Raw genomic sequence first — 17232 nt, 5'->3', positions numbered from 1 at the left:
CGTCAGACCTGGATGGTACGCCAGAGGTCGGCGAAGCGGAGCTCGATCTCCGGCTCGTCGCCGCGGAACAGGGTCACGCTCGCGTCGATGCCATCGACGCCGACCCGCTCGGCCTGAACGGCGAACCGCGAGCAGATCCGCTTGTCCTTCAAGGGCTGAATCGCCTCGCGGATGTACGTCTCGACCCGGGCGAGGAGCGAGCCTTCCCGAGCGTTCGGCCCCGTGATCTTGGCCCGCTCCAGCAGCCAAAGCCGGGAGCCGATCGGCCACCCGTCCCAGAGCGTCTCGGCGTCAGTGTCCCCCCACCAGCCGCGACGGTCGTCGTTGTCCGGGTTAGGCAATGCGTCGTCCACCTTGGCACGACGGTCAGTGCACAGGGCGATGGCGGCGGCTGAGACCAACTCGCCCGAGCCTTCCGTCTCAGTGGCCGGACCGAGCAGCCAATCCAGAGTGACCGCCTCGGGGGCGTAGAGGACGCGCAGGTCGTCGCTCACAGCGCCTTCACCTTCGTGGCGAGATTCGACTGCATAACATCGCCATCGCTGTCGACGCTGTCCTTCAGCGCCACCTCGCGGCTCGCGCCGGCGCCACCGAGTTTCACGTTGCCGTCGAGCACGATCTCAGCGCCCTTGATGGTCACCTTGCCGTCCTCGATCGTCACGACGGTGTTGTCGCCGACCTGGAGCGTGAACTTCTTCGCCTTCCCGACGATGCCGTCCCGGCCCACGAGCCAGGACTGGCCCTGATCGTCGTACTGGGCGCTCTCGCCGGGTTTCAGCTTCTTCGGGCGGTGCCGGCGATCATCGATCGCGATGACGAGCGGGTGCGAGCGATTGCCGGTGCCTGACAGGATAACGGCCTCGGCGTGCCGCATCTTCTGCTGGTCGCCGCTCTGGCCTTCGGCCCGGCCCTCCTGGCTCGGCGGCAAAGGCACGGACGAGAAGCCGTAGTTCTGGACGCGCTCGACGCCGGTCTTCAGCTCGTCGTGGAGGCCGTTGACGTCGACCTCCTGCATCCGGGGATCATCGTTGACCTTGGTCACCGTGGTGCGCGTGACCATGACGCCCGCGCGAGCGGCCGCGTCGCGAGAGGTGTTCCGCCTCATAGCTCGGCGCTCGCGGGGCCGGGGAAGGTGTTGAAGGGATTGCTGGAGCCGCTTCCTGGCGTCGGATTGGCGGTTGCACCAAGGGCCTGAGGGAGCACGAGTGAAAGCGTGGTCTGCGTGCCCCCGTCGCTGTCCTGGGTGCAGGAGGCGGCCCGGATGCCGAGCAGTTGTGTCCCGTTCTTCCCTGGGAAGAGCATGGGGGACTTCACGGCGATCAGCTTGCCGACCCGGTTGAGCCAGAGCGTGCGATTGTCCTGCAGCCAGCCCTGCACCGTGATCTGACAGTCGACCATTGTGCCGATCTGCTCATCGATCTCGCGCTCGACGCGCCGGCGCATGGCCTCCTTGTCGCCAGGCTCCTCCGCGAGGAACTTGTTCGGCCGGTAGCGATCAACGAGCGGGTTGGTGGCCGTCGCCGCGCTGTTGCGCGCGTCCTCGCCCCAGATCTGATCGCTGCCGGTCTGCTGCTGAACGGCCGTGGTCTGCTTGTAGAGCTCGGTGTCATTGATGGTGCAGCGCGCGACCTTGATGTTTCGCCCCTCGGCGAGCTCGGCGACAGGTCCACCACTCGCCTTCGTCGCGATGAGGTTGCCGTCGGCATCGTCCATCAGATGCAGGTTCACCATCCGGGTCAGGCGCTCGATGAACTGGTGCACGGTCTCGCCGAACTGAACGTTCACGGTGCCGAGCTTGCCCCCGTTCTCGGGCTGCGCCTCAAGCTTGAACTGGATGCCGAAGGGCTGAAGCACCGAGCGGACGATCTGCTCGTAGTTGTAGCCCTTGAACTGCCCGGTCTTCGCCACGACCGAGCAGTCGACGGCATCTTGGTACTTGGACCGCCCGGCGACCTGAACGCCGTGCGAGCGGGCGTTGTAGCCGGCTTGGCGGAGATTAATGAACCCGTCGACGGCCTTGATGCCCGCCAAGTAGATGGCGCAGGAGTCGCCTGGCTTCAGCTTCAGCGCACCCCAGTCGCCGGGGCCATCCGAGCCCTCGACCACGCTGAGCGAGAAGGTCGTAGCCATGTAGTCGTCATAGGACCGCGACACCTCGACCGTCGTCCAGTCGCGGTAGCGCTGGCCGCGAACGACGATCTCCGCAATCTCCTCAAGTTGCGGCATCGATCAGGCCGTGAGCGCCTGCACCTGCAACGGCAGGAAGAGCGGGTGGAACGCGCGGTTGCCGTCGCGAAGCTCGTCCGCTCGCTCGGCATCGGCGTAGAAGCGATTGGCGAGGGTCAGGGCCGGCAGCGCCTCTGCGAAGGCGTAGACGACGCGGCGCGGCAGCAGGCGGGCTCGCTCGGTCAGATCTCGGGTCACGGCGGCGTGCAGCGCCACGAGAGCCCGATAGATGGCATTGGTCGGCGTGCCGGCCGCCTCATCCTGCGCAGCTGAAAAGGCGGCGTTCATGGCGGCGAGCGTCGCGTTGGCGTCGTCCTGGCTGGCGAAGGTGGTCGCCGCGATGAAGCGAGCCTCCTCGACGAGGCAGAAGCGGATGGCGAGCGCCCGCACGACGCGGGCGGGCCGGCTTGTCGGCGAGAGAGCCTGAACCGCGGCACGCACGCGGCCCATGGCGGGCTGCGTGGCGCCCGCGGCCGTCGCGGCAGCGAAGCATGCTTGAAGCGGGGCGCTGATCGCACCTGAGCGAATGGCGCTCTCAGCCAAAGCCGACAGCGCTCCGACCTCGCGGCGCAACGTGGCCGCGCCCTGCGTCGTGCCGTCGACTGGCACGCCGAGCAGCAGCGTCAGAACCTGCCGAAGCAAGTCGGCCGCCTCGTCTCGCGTCTTCTGGCCCATCACACCCAGTCCGTATCGCGGCCGGCGCCAAGGTCGAGGCTGTCGGTGTTGACGTAGCTGTCGGCGAAGGCGCCCGAGGCCGTGCTGAGATCGTCGGCCTTCATGCCGACGGCGCCCGCGGTGTCCGCCTGCGCTTGGTAGGACCCGATGCTGCCTACCTCGATGAAGGTGCACTCGATCTCGACGTAGCCGCCGCGCTCGCGCCGCTCGATGGCGTTGAAGCCGTCGCAGACGACATCGAACTCGCCGAGCGTTGGGTGGATCAGGAGCCCGGGCCCTTCGGCGTCGAGCGATTCGATCAGGATGTCGCGGTCGTCGAGATAGTCGGGACCGACGAGGTAGGCCGTCACCGCGTTGCGGATCGCACGGCGACCCATGTCCTCGGCGTAGGGATCGTCGCGCTTCGCAAACTCGTGCAGGGCAACGCGCCGACCGCCGGCGCGGGTACCGACCTCGACGTGAAACTCGGCGCCGCGGAACGAGGCCGGGCGGAGGCGGGCGCGCCAGGGGCTATCAGCCATCTAGACGCTTCCGTCGCACTGCATACATTCTGCGCATGCGCATCACTTTTTCCGCCATCGGCCTTTCCATCGCATTCATCGCCTCAGCACACGCTGAGCCGCGGCCATCAGTCGAGCAGCTGCTCAAGGCAGAAGCTCAGGCGACATTGATCTGTCGCGGGTCAACAGACGAACTGAAGATCCAAGAAGGATGCGCTTGGCGAGATAGGCTTGTGGGCCGACTGGCGCAGGAAGGTTATTGCTGGGGCAAAAAGGGACAGATTGAAGGTGACAAGACTTGGCACAAGTGCAAGGCGGGTTCGATTTATTTTAATGATCTAACCCCACCGAAACTCTGACCGTTCAAGCGTCCTCACTAGCCAACGCCATCGACCGACCGCGCCGCAACTCAACGCGGTTGAAGAGATCGTTGGTCGGCGCCTTCACCTTCACGCCCGGAGCGCCTGTCGAGTCGATTTTGATGCCGAAGTCACCCGTGATGGCTTGCGTGTTCTTGCCGACCATACCGTCGCGAACCGCGCGCCGCAGGATGTCGGCGCTGCGGTCGTAGCTCATCCGGAGGTCGCCCGGTTCGGTCTTGTTGCCGAGGAAGCGGCGCGAGGCGTCGAAGCCCTGGCCGTCGGCACCCGTCGCAACCTCTTCACGCGGGATGCTGTATGCACCGCGATTCCACTCACGAAGGAAGCGGCGCGCGTGAGCTTCGCGTTGCGGCTGAAGCGGGCCGCTGTAGCCCTCAAACGACCGGCCGATCAGGTTGCCGCGACCGAGATCAGTCTCGTTGCGCCAGTTGCGCTCGGCAGGGTTCCGTCGGCGCGATGTTTCCTCGTTGAAGAAGTCGACCTGCGTATCGAAATCGGTCCAAGCCTTGCCCCGCTTGGCTGCAAAAGCCTTCAGAGCCCTGAAGCGCTCTGCACGCCACTGGAACATGCCGTGCGCCGCGTCATCGCCGAAGCCGAAGCGGGCAGTATCGCCGAGCGGCCCGTCTGATCTGACGCTGCTCTCCTCCATCGCCTGACCGATGGCACTTGCAGCAGCCTCAGGCTTCCATCCGTGGCCGATGAGGCGGCCCATGGCCCGCATTGCCCGCGCATTCACGCCAGCGGGCACTCCCCCCTCGCTTTTGAGCCGACGGCCGGTATCTGGGCTTCCGCTGCCCTGCCGCAGTCGCTCGCCTGCGTCCGAGCCCCCTCCGACCGTGGGAGGCAAACCGCCTGGGCGCCCGAAGCCGCCGGCCGATCCACCGAAGCCTGCACCGCCGCCGAACCCGCCACCTCCCAGCGACGCCCGCAAGATGCGCGCGCCGCCGAACGGCACGGCATCGTTGAAGGACTGCTGCTGGACCGTGGCGCCGCCGTTCTCACGGAGCTTGCGCAACTCCTCGGTCAGCTGCCCGATCTCGCGGTTCAGGTTCCGGATCGCAGTCTCGTCGCGCACCGGAAAGCGGCGCTGCTGGTAGTCGAGATCCTTCTGGGCCGCCTGCAACCGGGCTTCGAGATCAGACGCCTTCGCCCCACCGGCGCTCTGGCCACGGATCTGCGCATCGAGCGCTTCATCCAGCGCGGAGGGCGCACGGGAGGCCGGCGCGCCGCTCCGGCGGCCGAGCCCCATGTCGGTGGCGCCGTCGAGCCGCTTCAGGCCCTCGATGATCTTGCCGTCGCGGAAGAGGTCGATCGCCTCCTTCGCCGCCTTGATGCCCTCGGCGAAGCTCTTGGCAGCGGTTCCGGTCTCCCGGAAGAACCACATCAGGCCGTCGCCGACATCCTTGTACGGAAAATCGCGTGCGGCCTGGGCGAGCTCGCGCAACCCCGTTGCGACCCCGGTGCCGATCTCCTCTCGGTTCGCGTTGATGAAGTCACGGACGCCGGTAGTGAAGTCGCGCAACGCCGGCAGCGCCTGAACACCGATCTCGTCGCGCAGGCCGCGCAGCGAGTCGCGGAAGCGGGTCAGATTGCGTTCGAAGGCGAGCGCGGTGTCCTCGGCCGAGCGCGGCAACTTGCCGAGATCCCGCTCTGCTTCTTGCACGTAGCGCCGGAGCGCGGCCGGTCCTTCGGAGCCGAGGATCGCGAACGAGCGCGACCCGAACAGCTGCATCGCGACCTCGGCGCGCCGCATCGGATCTTCGATGCGGGACAGAAGATCGAGCGAGCGGCCTAGCGCCTCCTCAGTCGAGCGCGAGCCCATGATGCCCTGGAGGGCCTCGCGCATGCCGCTGGAGCGCTGCGCTTGGGCCGAGAGGTAGTTGTAGGTCTCGCCGGTGCGGCGGCGGATCTGGTCGAGGTTCTGAGCGAACGTCCGCACGCCCCCCGACATCTCATTGGCATCGAGGTTGAACTTGGACCCGATCGACTGCAGGGCGCGCAGTCGCTCGGCCGAGACGCCAACCTCTCGCGACATCAGCGAGAAGTTCGAGGTCTCCGTCGAGAAGCCGCGGAGAGCCTGCGCCGCGGTTGCCAGGGCCGCGCCGATGCCGACACCGGCCACGCCGACCGCCGCGATCGCCGGCGCAACGACGGTTCGGACGGCGGTGCCGACGGTCTGCGCTGCCGCGGCCGCAGCGTCGAAGTCGGCCTTAAGCCCTTTGACGCCGGGCCCGGACTGGATCCCGCGTAGCTGGTTCTGGAGCGCGCGGAGCGGGGCCGAGAATTTGTCGACCACCTCCGCCTGGAGGCGCAGGGAATCATCGGCCATACAGCCCTGCCTCGCTCATCTCTTCCAGGATCTCAGGGGTATGCTCGACCAGCGTCGCGATGACCTCAGGGGAGCGCTCGAACATCGCGACCGGGTCGCAGCGGTAGATGATCGCCAGCCTGAGACAGGCTCGGATCAGGCCGTCCGCTGCACCGGCAGAAAAAAATCCGAGAGCTTCCAGGCGCAGGCGGCCCAGTCGTTCGTGTCCATGCGGGCGATCGCCGACGGCGGCACCGCGGCCAGCCGGGACATCATCGCGCTCATCCGGCGCCCGTCGAAGTCGATCGTCGAGGCCGGATCCGAGTGGTTCATGTCGATGCGGACCGGGTTGCCGCCCACCTCGATAATGTCCATGGCGGTTGGCTTCCGGAACGTCAGCTCGCTGACCTCCTGCCCGTTCGCGGGGATCGCCTGCGAAAGCGAAACGGTGACGGTGCCGGCCGGCTTCGGGGTCTCGTCAGCCATCAGAGCAGTTCCTCACACGACTCGCCCTCGAAGCGGACCTGATACTGGCCGTCCTTCGAGTTGATCTCGGACCGGCCCGCGCGCCACGCGTTGCGCAGCACGTAGACCCGACCGTCCGCGAGTTCGGCCGTGATGGTGGCGTCCACCACCGCGTCGACATCGTTGACCGACGTGCCGGGCTGCAGCGAGACGTCGCCCTGGACGAAGGGAACGACCGGGTTCTCCGAGTAGCCGTGGATCCGGTCTTGGCCGGCGATGCCGGCCCGCTCGTACATGGTAGGCGAGACCGTGAAGTTGCCCTTCACGGCCATCTGCCGCCCGTCGACCGCCCAGAAGGCGACACCTGCAATACGTGCCATGGTGGCGGCTCCTTAGACGGCGGTGGCGAACTGGAGGCGGAACTGCGCTCGAACATTGAATCTGCGCAGAGAATTAATGATGTCCGGTGGGAACAGCACCTCGACCGTGGTCGGCTCGGTGGTCGAGCGCTGCACGATCAGGGCCTTGATGAAGGCGTCGCCGTTCTCGACGAGGCCGTCGTATTCCATCTGCCGGTACAGGGCGACGAGCTCGGCCTTGATATTCTTCGGCGTCGCGATGACTTGCCCCGGGCCGAAGCGCGTGCCGTCGTTGGCGAGCTTACAGCGCCCGAACTTCTGCTCGACGCCCTGCCGCAGCCGCCGGAAGATCGTGGCCAGCGTCGCGAGCGTGGTGACAAGCTCGTAGGCGTTGTCAGGCCGGCCGAAGACGTTCTTCTGGTACTGCGTCTGCTCGCGCAGGATCGTCGAGACGTTGCCAGCCAGCGCGCCCTTGATGGCGAGCCCGACCTGCGCCAGCGCGTTCAGCTCGGAGTGATTGAACCGGTCTTGGCGCGGGGCCGGGATGTGGCCGGTCAGTTCGAGGGTGTGCAGCGGCAGGGCCGGATCGGCGCCGAGCGATTTCGCGGCGCGCGCAGTGTAGATCGCGGCGGTCTCCCAGGTCGGCGAGGGCGAGGTGAGTTCGTCCTCCAGCACCGAGATCACGGGCGAGTTGTAGGTCGCGCCCCAGGCCGCGTGGCCCGAGTACGTGTCTTTGCGGGCCGAGAACACGCTGCCGTAGGTCTGGCGCATCCAACCCCAGCGACCGGAGTCGGTGAAGCCGTACTCGAGGTCCCAGGCCGAGAGCGAGCCAGTGTCGGTGAACGGCATCGAGACCCACTCGTAGGGCTCGTCCCCGAGGTTTGCGATGCCGGCCGTCCAGTCCGGCACGCCGGTGCCGCCCGACAGCACGTTGTTCGCTGGGTAGGTGATGGTGAGGCCAGCCGGCAGCACCTCGCCGCCGTTCACACCGAGGATCGAGTCCTCGATCCGGATCTCGTTGCCGGTCAGGCCCTTCCACTTCGCGGTGAGCGCCACCGTGTTCGTCGAGGCCGTGGCGGTCAGCGGCAGGCTGGTCGCGGCCGTGATCGCGGCGGCCACCTTCGTCGCGACCTGCGCCGCGGTGTCCGCGGTCGCGATCGACACCGAGACCTTCTGACCCGCGACGTACAGCGCCAGCGTGCCGGCGACGACCGACGAGGCGGCGAGAGTCAGCGTGCCCGTCGCGGCAACACCGGCGGCCGGCGGCGTGATCGGCAGGCAGACGATCGGTGTGCCCTGATCGACCGTGAAGTACTTCTCGAAGGCACGGGCGAGGGGCGAGCCGTCACCGAAGAAGGTCTTCGCGGCCTGCACGTTGCCGACCGCGATCGGCACATCGGCCACCGCGGTCCCGGCGGCGATCTTGTAGCCGACGAGCAGCGCCTCGAGGTTCTGGACCGGCGTGCCGGCCTGGCTCGGGTCGACCTCGATGCCGACGAGCGGCACTTTGTAGTTCGGCGGGATGGTCTGGATGAAGCTCACAGCGGCTTACTCCTTCCCCTTGGAAGCGGCGGGGGCCGCGGAGCGAGCGGGATGCGCGTCGGCCTCGTCGGTCTCGACGCGCTTGATGTCGCCGTCCCGCAGACGGCGCAGGGTGAACTGGTCGTCGCGCCACAGCCCGCCGTCGTCGGCGAGCGGGCCGTCCAGCGGGTGCGTCAGGGCCATGCCCTTGCGCACGGGCTTCACGCCGATGTTGGCCATTGCAGTGCTCCAGGAAGGGCGGCCTAAGGGCCGGGGAGATCGATGCGCGTCGTCACGGCCGGGGTGTCGTCGTCGGCCGGCGCCGGGCGCGTGGTCAGGATGATCTGGCGGAGATCGTCGATGATCGCCGGCGGCCATTGCGAGCGGAACTGGATCGTGAATTCCAGGCGCGCTTCGGCGTAGTAGGTCTCGCCGTCCGCCGGAAACCGCTGGGTCTGGTCGATGTCGGTGACCGCTTCGATCTCGTTCTGGAAATCGATGTCGGTGAGGAGCAGCGTCGTGACCGCGGTGGCGTAGCGGTTCAGCGTCGGCTCCAGTTCGCGCTTATCGCCGTGGTCGACGGTGATCAGTACGCCGAGCGTCAGCGTGTTCACGAACTTCGGCATGCCGGTGTTGGCGTCGCCGTCCGGCGCCAGCCGTTCGCGGCTCACGAACACGGTGACGGCCGGAAGCTGGTCCGCCGGCTCCAACTGCTCCACGATGCCGTCGCGCGTGGTCTTGAAGATCCCGAGCGCGCAGATCCGCGCGTAGGCGAGGTCACGGACCTCGATGGCCTCAGGGGTCACGGGCCACTGCCCTGCGTCCGGATGTTCTCGGCCTTCAGGATCCAGGCCTGCTTACCGAAGCCATCATCGCCGGTATCCTCGATCGTGAAGACGAGGCCGGCGAGGAATGGCAGGGCGATGTTCGAGACCTTGTCTCCGCGCTGGACCTGCATGGGCAGTTCAGAGATCCGCACGTCGAAGGTGTAGTTGTCCATGCGCAGGACCTGCCCGTCGCCATCAGCGAAGTCCGCGCCTTTCAGCGCGTAGATCCCGCGCACCGGGAAGGCTGCCATACCGGGCGCGGTCCGCACCGGCGTGACCATGGCGGCAACGCCGTAGTCGTCCTGACACGCTGCCAGAACGTCATCGAAGTCGACCGCCATGGCTGATCAGCGGGTCGGCCGGCCGCGGGCGGCGTCGGCGACGGCCTGCGGGTTGGGGGCCTCGGTAGCGCCGGAGGCCGGCCCCTTGGGCGCGGTGTTCTCAGCGACGGGCACGACCTTGGTCTCGCTCTCGTCGGCCTTGCCCTTCTCGCGCGCGGCGCCCGACGCGATCAGGGCCTTGGCCTGCTTGTCCGCGACATCGAACTCGCCGCCCGGCGCCACGTACTTCCCATCCGCCTTCACGGTCTGGATCGCGATCATCTTCATGGTCACTTCACCTTCACTGAGAGGCTGGCGTTGACGCGGTACGGGACCACGAGCGGTGCCGACTGCAGCATCAGGAAGCGCACGGCCGGGTCGGGCTGGGTCCAGGACTTCTGGTAGTAGTCCGTGACTTGGAAGCCCGCGCTCTCGTCCTTGATGCCACCGAAGTGCTGCACGCCTTCGAGGCGATCCGAGACCATCAGCAGATAGCCGTCGGGCACGTACTTCTGCGTGGTGCCAGAGGCGTCCACGTAGGAGTCGGAGTAGATCCAGATCCGGTAGGCACCTACGTTGCCGGCGTAGGTCGCGCCGTACTTGTAGGAGCCCGGCGCCAGGTCGATCGTGGTGCTCGGCGAGCCGCGATCGTACTCCAGAAGCTCGCGGACCTGCGCGTTGCCGCGGAACGCTTTCCAGACGTCCTGCGCCATGACGACGTCGATCGGCGTGGCACCCGACGCATTGCGCATCAGGCCGGACCACTCCTCCAGATCGTCGAGCGGGGTCGCCGTCGTCTGATCCCAGGCGTCGCCGCCGGTGAGGGTCACCGTCAGCGACGGATCGCGGCCGAAGTTCACGACGGTGGTCGGGTACTTCTCGCCCGTCACCGTGATGGTGCCGGTCAGGAGCGCAGACGCCGCCATCCACTCCATGCGACGGCGGACCATGCGGATCTGATCTTCGGTCTCGGTCTCGATGGTCATCAGGCGGATGGCCAGCGGGTCGAGTCCGGCAGAGATCGGCATGCCGGGACGGCGGCGGATGGACTTGCCGTCCTCCAGCACGCGCTTGTCCTTCACGTAGGCCGGCGTGAAGCTGTTCGTCTTGTAGCCGAGCGACTCGACGATCTGGCCCTCGACCAGCGGCGAGCAGAACGGGGCAAGTCGGGGCTTGCCGGTCAGCACGTCGAAGTAGACGGCCTCCTCGCGGGAGATCGACTGCTCCGGGAAGAAGGTGCTGACGAGGAAGGAGCCGACTTCCGGCGCGTCGCGCAGGTCGTCGACGACGCGGCCGAGCACCGCGGGCGAGTAGAGATCCATCGGCGCTTACCTCGTGATGCTGGACTGAAGCAGGATGCTGACGTCGCGCAGCGGCTCGCGAGCCGTGGCGGGCGTGACGCCGATCCCGTAGGTGCAGGCGTTCTCGTCGAAGGTGCCGGCGAAGTAGGCCACGGTGACCTTATCGCCGGCGCTGGCGTTGCAGTCCTCGGCGAGGATGACGGCCGGGACCTGCGAGCCATCGGACGAAGCCGACAGCGCGAGGGTGTACTTGCCGCCCGTGGTGATCTTGCCGAGCACGGAACCCCGCTTGAGGTTCTGACCGGAGACCAGGGTGATCTGGCGGGAAACCGTCTCGCTGAGGACGAGGCCGTCGTCGGCCGTGAAGGTCGCCTCCTGGGTGAAGCTCGCGAGCATGGTCAGGCGCTCCTCTTCTGGCGCTTGGCGGCGAAGTAGGCGTCAGCGTAGGCGACGCCGTCGTCCTGGTTGGCGGCGGGCTCCAGCCCGACCTGCGGGTTGCCGGCCGCGGCCATCGCTTCCTCGAAGCGGTTGCCGGGCTTCGCGCCCTCGGCCTTCGGCAGCGTCGCGAGCAGAGCGATCGCAGACTCCGCCGTCATGTCGGTTTCCATGGCGAGGTGCGTGGCCTGAGCCTGCCGGCCCTTGGCCTCCTCGCTGCCCTGGATCGCCTTGATCCGAGCCTTGGCGTCCGCATCGCCGGCCTTGCGACCAGCGGTCTCCCCGTCGGCGCGCGCGGCGGCGACGGCTGCCTCGTGGGCCTCCGGAGTGATCATGTCGTTTTCGTCCTCTTCCTGGGAGGGATTGCAGTCGGCCGCGAATGCGGCGACGGCATCGTCGAGCGTGTCGGTGCTGTCAGCCAGCTTGTTCGACACGGCCTCGGTCGCGGTGAAGCAGAGCGCTTCAGTGTCCCGGACCGCCTGCTCGTTCAGCCCGCGGTTGCGGGCAACGGTGGTGACGAAGGTCCCGTAGAGCTCGTCGATGCGAGCCTGGAATCGAGCCTTCACGTCGTTGGGCAGCGCCTCGAAGGCGTTGCCATTGACCTTGTGCCGGCCGGCGTAGATGAAAGTGACCTTCACCCCGGCCTGCTCCATGGCGCCGGACACGTCGTAGTGCGCGGCGACGACGCCGATCGAACCGACACCGCCGGTGCGGGACACCACGATCTGATCCGCCGCGGAAGCGATGGAGTAGGCGGCCGAGTAGGCGGCCTCGTGCGCGAAGGCTCGGATCGGCTTCGTGCCGCGCGCCGCGAACATGCGGTCGACGAGATCGAAGTTGCCGGCCACGTGTCCGCCCGGGCTATCGCAGACGAGGGCGATGCCGCGCACGGTCGGGTCGGCCAGCCCGCGGTCGAAGGCGCGCTGGATGTAGACGTAGCCCGTGGCCCAGCCGCCGAGCGCGAAGGAGAAGTCGTGCAGCAGCACGCCCTTCACGGGGATCTGCAGCACACCGTCTCGAACGACATAGGGCCGATAGGCCGCGCGCCAGTCGTCCGGCGCCGGCCAGAAGCCGTCGTCGGCGTAGGCGTTCGCCTCCAGCATCTCGGCCGCGCGCGGATGCGAGGCAGCGGCAGTGAGACACCCCTCGAACCACTCGCGCATCTCGGGCGCGACGAGAGAGGGCCGTGACGCGAAGCGCGCCAGCAGCGGGTTCGACATGCTTCCTCGCTGTCAGTCGTTGCCCGCGACTGCGAGCTTGGTGTCGGCGGCGATCTCGGCCGCCGCGATGCGCGGGTTGGCGACGTGAGGGCGCGGCAGGCCGAGTTCGTCGGCCAGCGCGTTCTCGCGAGCCATCTGCTCAAGCTGCTCGCGCCAGTCCCTGCCCTGCTCGGCGCACTCGTCGGCCATGGTCGAGATGTTGCCGTCCATGCGCGCCTTGGCGGCGAGCGCTTCCTTCAGCGGATCGACCCAGCCGCGGCCCGCGAAGGTCCAGTTGCAGCGCGTCCAGGCCCGCTGGTTCGGATAGTAGTCGTCGGGTGTGCAGTCCGGGATCAGTCCCCGCTGAACCGCTTCCTCGAACCAGAGGTCGAAGATCGGATCGAGCCAGTGGTCGACGAGGAACTGGCGCACCGACAGGAAGTAGCGCCACGCCTCAAGCAGAGCCGCGCGCGCCGACGAGTAGTTGGACTGCGAGAAGTCCTTACTGGTCAGCTCGTAGCCGATGTTGAGGCCGGCACCGACCTGCTTCAGCACGGTCCGGAAGAACTGCTCGAAGCTCGCCGCGTTCTGGTTGTTCGGCGCGAACGGCTTCAGGTTGGTGCCCGGCGGCATCGGGATGATGGCGCCGCCTCGCATCTGGACGCGCCACTCGTTGATCGCGCTCTGATAGGCGGCGAAGGCTGCGCTCGGATCGTCGAGCCCGTCGGCACCGGCACCGCCCATCATCTCAACGATGGATTGCTGGTCGAGCGGCGTCTCCAGCGCGCCGAACACGAGGGAGTTCAAGACCGCAAGGCGGACCTGCTCCACCGCGTACTTGTCGAGCATCTTGAACTGACGCGCGACGGCCGCGACGATCGACTTGCCTCTGGTCTGCCCGACGCGCTCGCTCTCGTAGACGTGGATGACGCGACGGCGGCCGAACGCCTGATAGGCCGGGATCCGCTCCCACGCCCCGGCCGAGAAGGCGGAGCGAAGGCTGAAGGCGTCGCCGGGATGGCTCTTGCGGATGTGGTAGGCCACGGCCGCGGTGGTGACCGCGTCGATCTCGACGCCGCCACGCAGGGTCGACGTGTCGGCGCTGCCGTTCGGGTTCGACAGGCGGGCCGGGTCGACGAGCTGGATGCAGGTGTTCCAGCGCGAGCCGTTCCGCTTGGTGTAGAGCGGCAGCGCCAGGCCCTCGCCCGTCGCCGCGATCGTGCGGGCGAGGAGGCGCGTGGAGACGTGCCCGTTATACCGCAGGCCAGCGTCGAACCAGTCGGTGTCGAAGTACGAACCGAACAGGCTCTCGACCTGCTGCGACCACTCCGCGACCCATTCCGCGGATCGGCCGAGAGCGATGCGATCCGGGTTCGGCTTGCAGCGGACCCGGGGCCCGATGACGTTGTCGACGAAGGTCCGCTCGGCGCCCGCCGCGATGCCGTTGTTGCGGGTGAGATCGTCGACCCGCGCCGCGATCGTGTCGAGCTCGGGCAGCAGAGCCGCATCCGGCGAGATCCGGAAGTTGCTCCAGGTCGCCATGTCGCGCGCCGCGAGCGAGGCGGCGTGATGCGCCGTCTCGACCTCAGCCACGGCCGACATGGCGGTTCGGCGCACCGTGACACCCCCGCCGAGGCCGGGGCGCTCGCGATGCACCCAGGGGATGCTGGACGCCGTCATCAGAAGCTCAGGTGAATCGGTCGGCGGCGAGCGAACGGCGTGCCGTCGAGACCCGCGATCCGACCCTTCAGCAGGTTGATCCAGTTCGCGAGGTCGTCGCGGTTGGCCTGCGTGAACGACGCGCTCTTGCCCTCATACGAGGTCGAGACCGCCTTCTTGCCGATCATCAGCTGGTGCATGGCCAATTCGGCTTCTGCGAGCCAGACTCGTAAAACAACCACGGGGGCGGTCGTCAGCGTGTAAGGCGGCTGATCAGTGACCGTATCAGCCATCGCGTGTCCTGCGGTCAGAGGTATGGGTCCGAAGCGGTGATCACACGCGGCCGGCTCGGATGTCGGGCCACACTGACCGATGGCGCCTGCGGCTGCGGTGCGGGCACGACCTCGGCGGTCGCATCCGCTTCGATATCGGGCTCGTCGGCCGTAGCGTGCGCCCGGGTGTCGTACTGCAACGTCTGCTCCAGCCGGCGCGGGAGACTCTTCCGAACCGCCATCGCCCCGACCAGCGTATCCAGGGGCTCGTTGCGCTTGCCCGACGGGCAGACCCACACGGTGTAGGGCTGGCCCATCCGGCGTCGCGTCTCTCGGCGCTCAACTGTGAGGCCGGCGAAGTAGTCGACCCCGAAGCCAGGCTCAGCCGGGAAGTGGATGAAGCCGGGCTTTCGCTGATCAACCTCGGGCGGTTCGATCTTCAGGCGGCCGTAGACTGCGTCCTTGCCGGCATCGACGCCGAGCATCCAGAAGCGCTCGTTCGTCTTCGACTTCGAGGCACGCAGCGGCCACAGAGGTCGCTTGCCGGCCGAGCCTATGGTCGCGAAGACGCGTTGATTCCGGCGAGGCCGGCAGTAGGCGTAGACCTGAGCTCCGTGATGGCCACCGACGTCGACGCCGAGGGCCGCAACGCGAAGGGTTCGCCCGTCGCGGGTCCGGTAGGCATCAAGTCGGATTCGGTCCAACTCGCGCCAAGCCTGCGGCTGGGCCGGGTCGAATGGGATGATCTCGTAGAGGAAGGGCCAGGCTTCTTCATCGTCGCCCCACCCGACCAGCTGGACCTCTAGACGGTCACCCTGCACGTCGGCGAAGCCGGTGATGGCGCGAACCGCCTCGGGCAAGTCCTGCGGCCCGTAGGATTCGGCGCGCTCGATCAGGCGTGATCCGTCCAAGGCCTCGATCCCGGCGGGTCGCCACAACTCGGCCAGCGCCGTGTTCGTGAACTTCTTCAGTAGCTCCGGGTCGCCGACCGCGGACAGAAACTCGCGCACCACCCGGGAGAGCTTGTGGCGCGCCGAGTAGAGCTTCGAGATCGCGAACCCGGCGTGCCCGTCGTACCGGGCCGGTGCTTCGCAGACCTCGCAGCGGGCTCGCCCGCGATCGTCCCAGTTCCTCGGCTCCTGCCGCACCTCGCAGCAGACGAAACGGCGGGTCTGGCGCCATCCGTAGTCCGGTGCGTGCTCCAGAGCCTGCAGCGCCCTGAGACGGTCGCGCTCGGTCCAGATGACCCCGCAATCCTCGCAGGCGATGCCGGCCGTCTCCGGTCGGTGCTCGCGAACGCTGGCGCCCTCCGGCACGTCGATCGTGACGGTGCCGTCCTCCAGCACCTTCTCCCACTTGACCTTGGCCCAGGTCAGCGTCTGGGCATGGTCGCAGTGTGGGCACGCGACGAAGCAACGACGCTGATCGCTGGCCTCGTACTCTCGCCCGATGCGAGACGTGCCCTCCTCCGTTGGCGAGCAGACCCGGACGAACTTCGCGAGGCCCAGATCCTCGTAGGTCGAGGCCCGCTCCTCAGCGAGGACGAGCGGGTCGCCTTCGGGGCCGGCGCTCGGCGGGTATTTGTCGATCTCGTCGCACAGGATGATCCGCTTCGGACGGCTGGCGAGATCAGTCGGCGAGTTAGCTCCGACGAAGTCGAGGGGGCCGCCCGGGTACTCCTTGTGCGTGATCGTGTTGTCGCTGTCTCGAGCCTTTGGCGCCTCGATGATCGCCTGAAGCTCCGGCATCCGCCGCACGTCGGGCGCGAAGCGCTCCTTGGAGAACGAGGCCGCAGCGCCCTGCGAGGGCTGCACGAACAGGATCGGCGATGGCTCCTGGTGGATGTAGTAGTAGGCGACGTTCTTCAGCAGCTCGCTTTTCACGACCTGCGTGCCGGCCATCACCGTGACCTTGTGCGTGTCGCTCTCCGTCACGGCTCGCATCGGGCCATAGGCGACCGGCTGCGAGCGCGTCTGCCACTTGCCGGGCGATGACGAGAGGCTGACGTACCGGTACTCGTCCGCCCATTCGATTAGGTTGAGCCGCGGAGGCGGCTTGAGGGCGTTTCGCGCTCGGGCGAGGCGGTCAGCGAGCGCCGCCCATCCCGCCAGCGCCGTCGCCGGGGTCATGCAGTTCATTCAACGCCTCGGAGACCTCGGCGAGGAGCGCGGCGTCGATCTCAGCCCGATCCAGTCCGACCAGCTTCGAGGCCAGCTTGCCCGGGATCGCCAGCAGCCGCTCTCGCACCACCGCGTACTCTCGCTCGACCTGAGCGGCCACGGCCTCGATCTGCACGAGCTTGCCTTGCTCGACCTCGTATTCCTGGCGCCGCAGCAGCGCGAGGTAGATCTCTTTGACCCGCTGCGCCTCGGCGGTTGTCCAGCCCAGCGCCTCGGCGATCTGCGCGGGCGACTGGGTCAGGATCTCCGATGCTTCCACGGCCTGCGCGTCACCGGTCGCCGCCTCAACGGGCGCCGGCCTCGCGGCGGCGGGCTTAGCTGATGGGGCTTCAGCGCGCGCGCCTCGGTTGGTGGCGCCGCCCCGATAGTTCTGAGGTCGGTCGGCGAGAAGCCATTCCGACTCCTCGACCTTCACCAGCCCCGCGGGGGTCATGGAGAGCAGGCCCTTGGCCTTCCACTCCGTCACCGTCTTGCGCGAGACGCCTCGCAAACGGGCGAACTCGGCCTGCGTTACCTCCGCCGCCATGCCCGTTACCTGTTACCCGTTACCTGTTACGGGGTTTTGGAACCCGAACGCTACACATGTCCCGAACTCGGGCGGACCC

Annotated in this window: 21 protein-coding genes; 1 reads left to right on the top strand and 20 read right to left on the bottom strand. The window is 67.7% G+C overall.

Annotation, left to right across the window (positions count from 1 at the left end):
* Positions 1-2: 2 nt before the first annotated feature.
* Genes DK389_RS25100 through DK389_RS25080 form a run of 5 tightly spaced genes read right to left on the bottom strand, consistent with a single transcriptional unit; the run spans position 3 to position 3422 of the window.
* Positions 3-494, bottom strand: coding sequence for a phage GP46 family protein (locus DK389_RS25100; protein WP_162560843.1), 492 nt, complete (start codon positions 492-494; stop codon positions 3-5).
* Entirely contained in the window at positions 491-1105 is a 615-nt protein-coding gene (locus DK389_RS25095; RefSeq protein ID WP_109893723.1) for a phage baseplate assembly protein domain-containing protein, read from the bottom strand. The genes DK389_RS25100 and DK389_RS25095 overlap by 4 nt, the downstream gene beginning before the upstream one ends.
* Positions 1102-2226 carry a phage baseplate assembly protein gene (locus DK389_RS25090; RefSeq protein ID WP_109893721.1) on the bottom strand — a complete coding sequence of 375 codons (1125 nt, stop codon included), beginning with the start codon at positions 2224-2226 and terminating at the stop codon, positions 1102-1104. The genes DK389_RS25095 and DK389_RS25090 overlap by 4 nt, the downstream gene beginning before the upstream one ends.
* A 3-nt stretch (positions 2227-2229) precedes the next feature.
* Positions 2230-2901 carry a hypothetical protein gene (locus tag DK389_RS25085; RefSeq protein ID WP_109893719.1) on the bottom strand — a complete coding sequence of 224 codons (672 nt, stop codon included), beginning with the start codon at positions 2899-2901 and terminating at the stop codon, positions 2230-2232.
* Entirely contained in the window at positions 2901-3422 is a 522-nt protein-coding gene (locus DK389_RS25080; protein WP_109893717.1) for a DNA circularization N-terminal domain-containing protein, read from the bottom strand. The genes DK389_RS25085 and DK389_RS25080 overlap by 1 nt, the downstream gene beginning before the upstream one ends.
* 35 nt (positions 3423-3457) lie before the next feature.
* Between DK389_RS25080 and DK389_RS32875 the strand changes: the two genes are divergently transcribed.
* Positions 3458-3760, top strand: coding sequence for a hypothetical protein (locus tag DK389_RS32875; RefSeq protein ID WP_162560842.1), 303 nt, complete (start codon positions 3458-3460; stop codon positions 3758-3760).
* A gap of 4 nt (positions 3761-3764) precedes the next feature.
* On the opposite strand, the gene DK389_RS25075 is transcribed toward DK389_RS32875, so the two are convergent.
* From DK389_RS25075 to DK389_RS25010, 15 genes are all read right to left on the bottom strand, one after another.
* Positions 3765-5534, bottom strand: coding sequence for a phage tail tip lysozyme (locus tag DK389_RS25075; protein WP_162560841.1), 1770 nt, complete (start codon positions 5532-5534; stop codon positions 3765-3767).
* Positions 5535-6245: 711 nt separating this feature from the next.
* Positions 6246-6575, bottom strand: coding sequence for a phage tail assembly protein (locus tag DK389_RS25070; RefSeq protein WP_109893713.1), 330 nt, complete (start codon positions 6573-6575; stop codon positions 6246-6248).
* The gene (locus DK389_RS25065) at positions 6575-6934 is read right to left on the bottom strand and encodes a phage tail tube protein (protein ID WP_109893712.1); all 360 of its coding nucleotides are present in this window, start codon (positions 6932-6934) and stop codon (positions 6575-6577) included. Before DK389_RS25065 ends, DK389_RS25070 begins: the two co-directional genes overlap by 1 nt.
* Positions 6935-6946: 12 nt before the next feature.
* Positions 6947-8455 carry a phage tail sheath C-terminal domain-containing protein gene (locus DK389_RS25060; RefSeq protein ID WP_109893710.1) on the bottom strand — a complete coding sequence of 503 codons (1509 nt, stop codon included), beginning with the start codon at positions 8453-8455 and terminating at the stop codon, positions 6947-6949.
* A 6-nt stretch (positions 8456-8461) separates the two neighbouring features.
* Positions 8462-8674 (bottom strand): hypothetical protein, encoded by a 213-nt coding sequence (locus tag DK389_RS25055; protein ID WP_109893708.1) that lies wholly within the window; start codon positions 8672-8674, stop codon positions 8462-8464.
* Between the two features lie 23 nt (positions 8675-8697).
* Positions 8698-9240, bottom strand: coding sequence for a hypothetical protein (locus DK389_RS25050; RefSeq protein ID WP_109893706.1), 543 nt, complete (start codon positions 9238-9240; stop codon positions 8698-8700).
* Positions 9237-9602 (bottom strand): head-tail joining protein, encoded by a 366-nt coding sequence (locus DK389_RS25045; protein WP_162560840.1) that lies wholly within the window; start codon positions 9600-9602, stop codon positions 9237-9239. Before DK389_RS25045 ends, DK389_RS25050 begins: the two co-directional genes overlap by 4 nt.
* Positions 9603-9608: 6 nt before the next feature.
* On the bottom strand, positions 9609-9869 hold the full coding sequence (locus tag DK389_RS32870; protein ID WP_162560839.1) for a hypothetical protein: 261 nt from the start codon (positions 9867-9869) through the stop codon (positions 9609-9611).
* Positions 9870-9871: 2 nt separating this feature from the next.
* Positions 9872-10903 (bottom strand): major capsid protein, encoded by a 1032-nt coding sequence (locus DK389_RS25040; protein ID WP_109893702.1) that lies wholly within the window; start codon positions 10901-10903, stop codon positions 9872-9874.
* Positions 10904-10909: 6 nt separating this feature from the next.
* Positions 10910-11278 (bottom strand): head decoration protein, encoded by a 369-nt coding sequence (locus DK389_RS25035; protein ID WP_109893700.1) that lies wholly within the window; start codon positions 11276-11278, stop codon positions 10910-10912.
* Positions 11279-11280: 2 nt separating this feature from the next.
* Positions 11281-12537 (bottom strand): S49 family peptidase, encoded by a 1257-nt coding sequence (locus DK389_RS25030; protein WP_109893698.1) that lies wholly within the window; start codon positions 12535-12537, stop codon positions 11281-11283.
* A 12-nt stretch (positions 12538-12549) separates the two neighbouring features.
* Positions 12550-14196, bottom strand: a complete 1647-nt coding sequence (locus tag DK389_RS25025) for a phage portal protein (RefSeq protein ID WP_109893696.1) — start codon at positions 14194-14196, stop codon at positions 12550-12552.
* A complete protein-coding gene (gene gpW / locus DK389_RS25020; protein WP_109893694.1) occupies positions 14196-14468 on the bottom strand; it encodes a gpW family head-tail joining protein in 273 nt (90 codons plus the stop codon). Before gpW ends, DK389_RS25025 begins: the two co-directional genes overlap by 1 nt.
* 14 nt (positions 14469-14482) lie before the next feature.
* Positions 14483-16585 carry a phage terminase large subunit family protein gene (locus DK389_RS25015; protein ID WP_109893692.1) on the bottom strand — a complete coding sequence of 701 codons (2103 nt, stop codon included), beginning with the start codon at positions 16583-16585 and terminating at the stop codon, positions 14483-14485.
* Positions 16533-17153, bottom strand: a complete 621-nt coding sequence (locus tag DK389_RS25010) for a hypothetical protein (protein ID WP_109893690.1) — start codon at positions 17151-17153, stop codon at positions 16533-16535. Before DK389_RS25010 ends, DK389_RS25015 begins: the two co-directional genes overlap by 53 nt.
* Positions 17154-17232 lie beyond the last annotated feature (79 nt).

The organism is Methylobacterium durans, from assembly GCF_003173715.1.
In the GTDB taxonomy this organism is placed as follows: domain Bacteria; phylum Pseudomonadota; class Alphaproteobacteria; order Rhizobiales; family Beijerinckiaceae; genus Methylobacterium; species Methylobacterium durans.
This window is presented reverse-complemented; position numbering and strand designations above follow the sequence as displayed.

Excerpts from the sequence above, each read along its gene's own strand:
- DK389_RS25095 (WP_109893723.1), bottom strand. The coding sequence starts at position 1,105 with ATGAGGCGGAACACCTCTCGCGACGCGGCCGCTCGCGCGGGCGTCATG.
- DK389_RS25090 (WP_109893721.1), bottom strand. The coding sequence starts at position 2,226 with ATGCCGCAACTTGAGGAGATTGCGGAGATCGTCGTTCGCGGCCAGCGC.
- DK389_RS25085 (WP_109893719.1), bottom strand. The coding sequence starts at position 2,901 with ATGGGCCAGAAGACGCGAGACGAGGCGGCCGACTTGCTTCGGCAGGTT.
- DK389_RS25080 (WP_109893717.1), bottom strand. The coding sequence starts at position 3,422 with ATGGCTGATAGCCCCTGGCGCGCCCGCCTCCGCCCGGCCTCGTTCCGC.
- DK389_RS32875 (WP_162560842.1), top strand. The coding sequence starts at position 3,458 with ATGCGCATCACTTTTTCCGCCATCGGCCTTTCCATCGCATTCATCGCC.
- DK389_RS25075 (WP_162560841.1), bottom strand. The coding sequence starts at position 5,534 with ATGCGGCGCGCCGAGGTCGCGATGCAGCTGTTCGGGTCGCGCTCGTTC.
- DK389_RS25070 (WP_109893713.1), bottom strand. The coding sequence starts at position 6,575 with ATGGCTGACGAGACCCCGAAGCCGGCCGGCACCGTCACCGTTTCGCTT.
- DK389_RS25065 (WP_109893712.1), bottom strand. The coding sequence starts at position 6,934 with ATGGCACGTATTGCAGGTGTCGCCTTCTGGGCGGTCGACGGGCGGCAG.
- DK389_RS25055 (WP_109893708.1), bottom strand. The coding sequence starts at position 8,674 with ATGGCCAACATCGGCGTGAAGCCCGTGCGCAAGGGCATGGCCCTGACG.
- DK389_RS25045 (WP_162560840.1), bottom strand. The coding sequence starts at position 9,602 with ATGGCGGTCGACTTCGATGACGTTCTGGCAGCGTGTCAGGACGACTAC.
- DK389_RS32870 (WP_162560839.1), bottom strand. The coding sequence starts at position 9,869 with ATGAAGATGATCGCGATCCAGACCGTGAAGGCGGATGGGAAGTACGTG.
- DK389_RS25040 (WP_109893702.1), bottom strand. The coding sequence starts at position 10,903 with ATGGATCTCTACTCGCCCGCGGTGCTCGGCCGCGTCGTCGACGACCTG.
- DK389_RS25035 (WP_109893700.1), bottom strand. The coding sequence starts at position 11,278 with ATGCTCGCGAGCTTCACCCAGGAGGCGACCTTCACGGCCGACGACGGC.
- DK389_RS25030 (WP_109893698.1), bottom strand. The coding sequence starts at position 12,537 with ATGTCGAACCCGCTGCTGGCGCGCTTCGCGTCACGGCCCTCTCTCGTC.
- DK389_RS25025 (WP_109893696.1), bottom strand. The coding sequence starts at position 14,196 with ATGACGGCGTCCAGCATCCCCTGGGTGCATCGCGAGCGCCCCGGCCTC.
- gpW (WP_109893694.1), bottom strand. The coding sequence starts at position 14,468 with ATGGCTGATACGGTCACTGATCAGCCGCCTTACACGCTGACGACCGCC.
- DK389_RS25015 (WP_109893692.1), bottom strand. The coding sequence starts at position 16,585 with ATGAACTGCATGACCCCGGCGACGGCGCTGGCGGGATGGGCGGCGCTC.
- DK389_RS25010 (WP_109893690.1), bottom strand. The coding sequence starts at position 17,153 with ATGGCGGCGGAGGTAACGCAGGCCGAGTTCGCCCGTTTGCGAGGCGTC.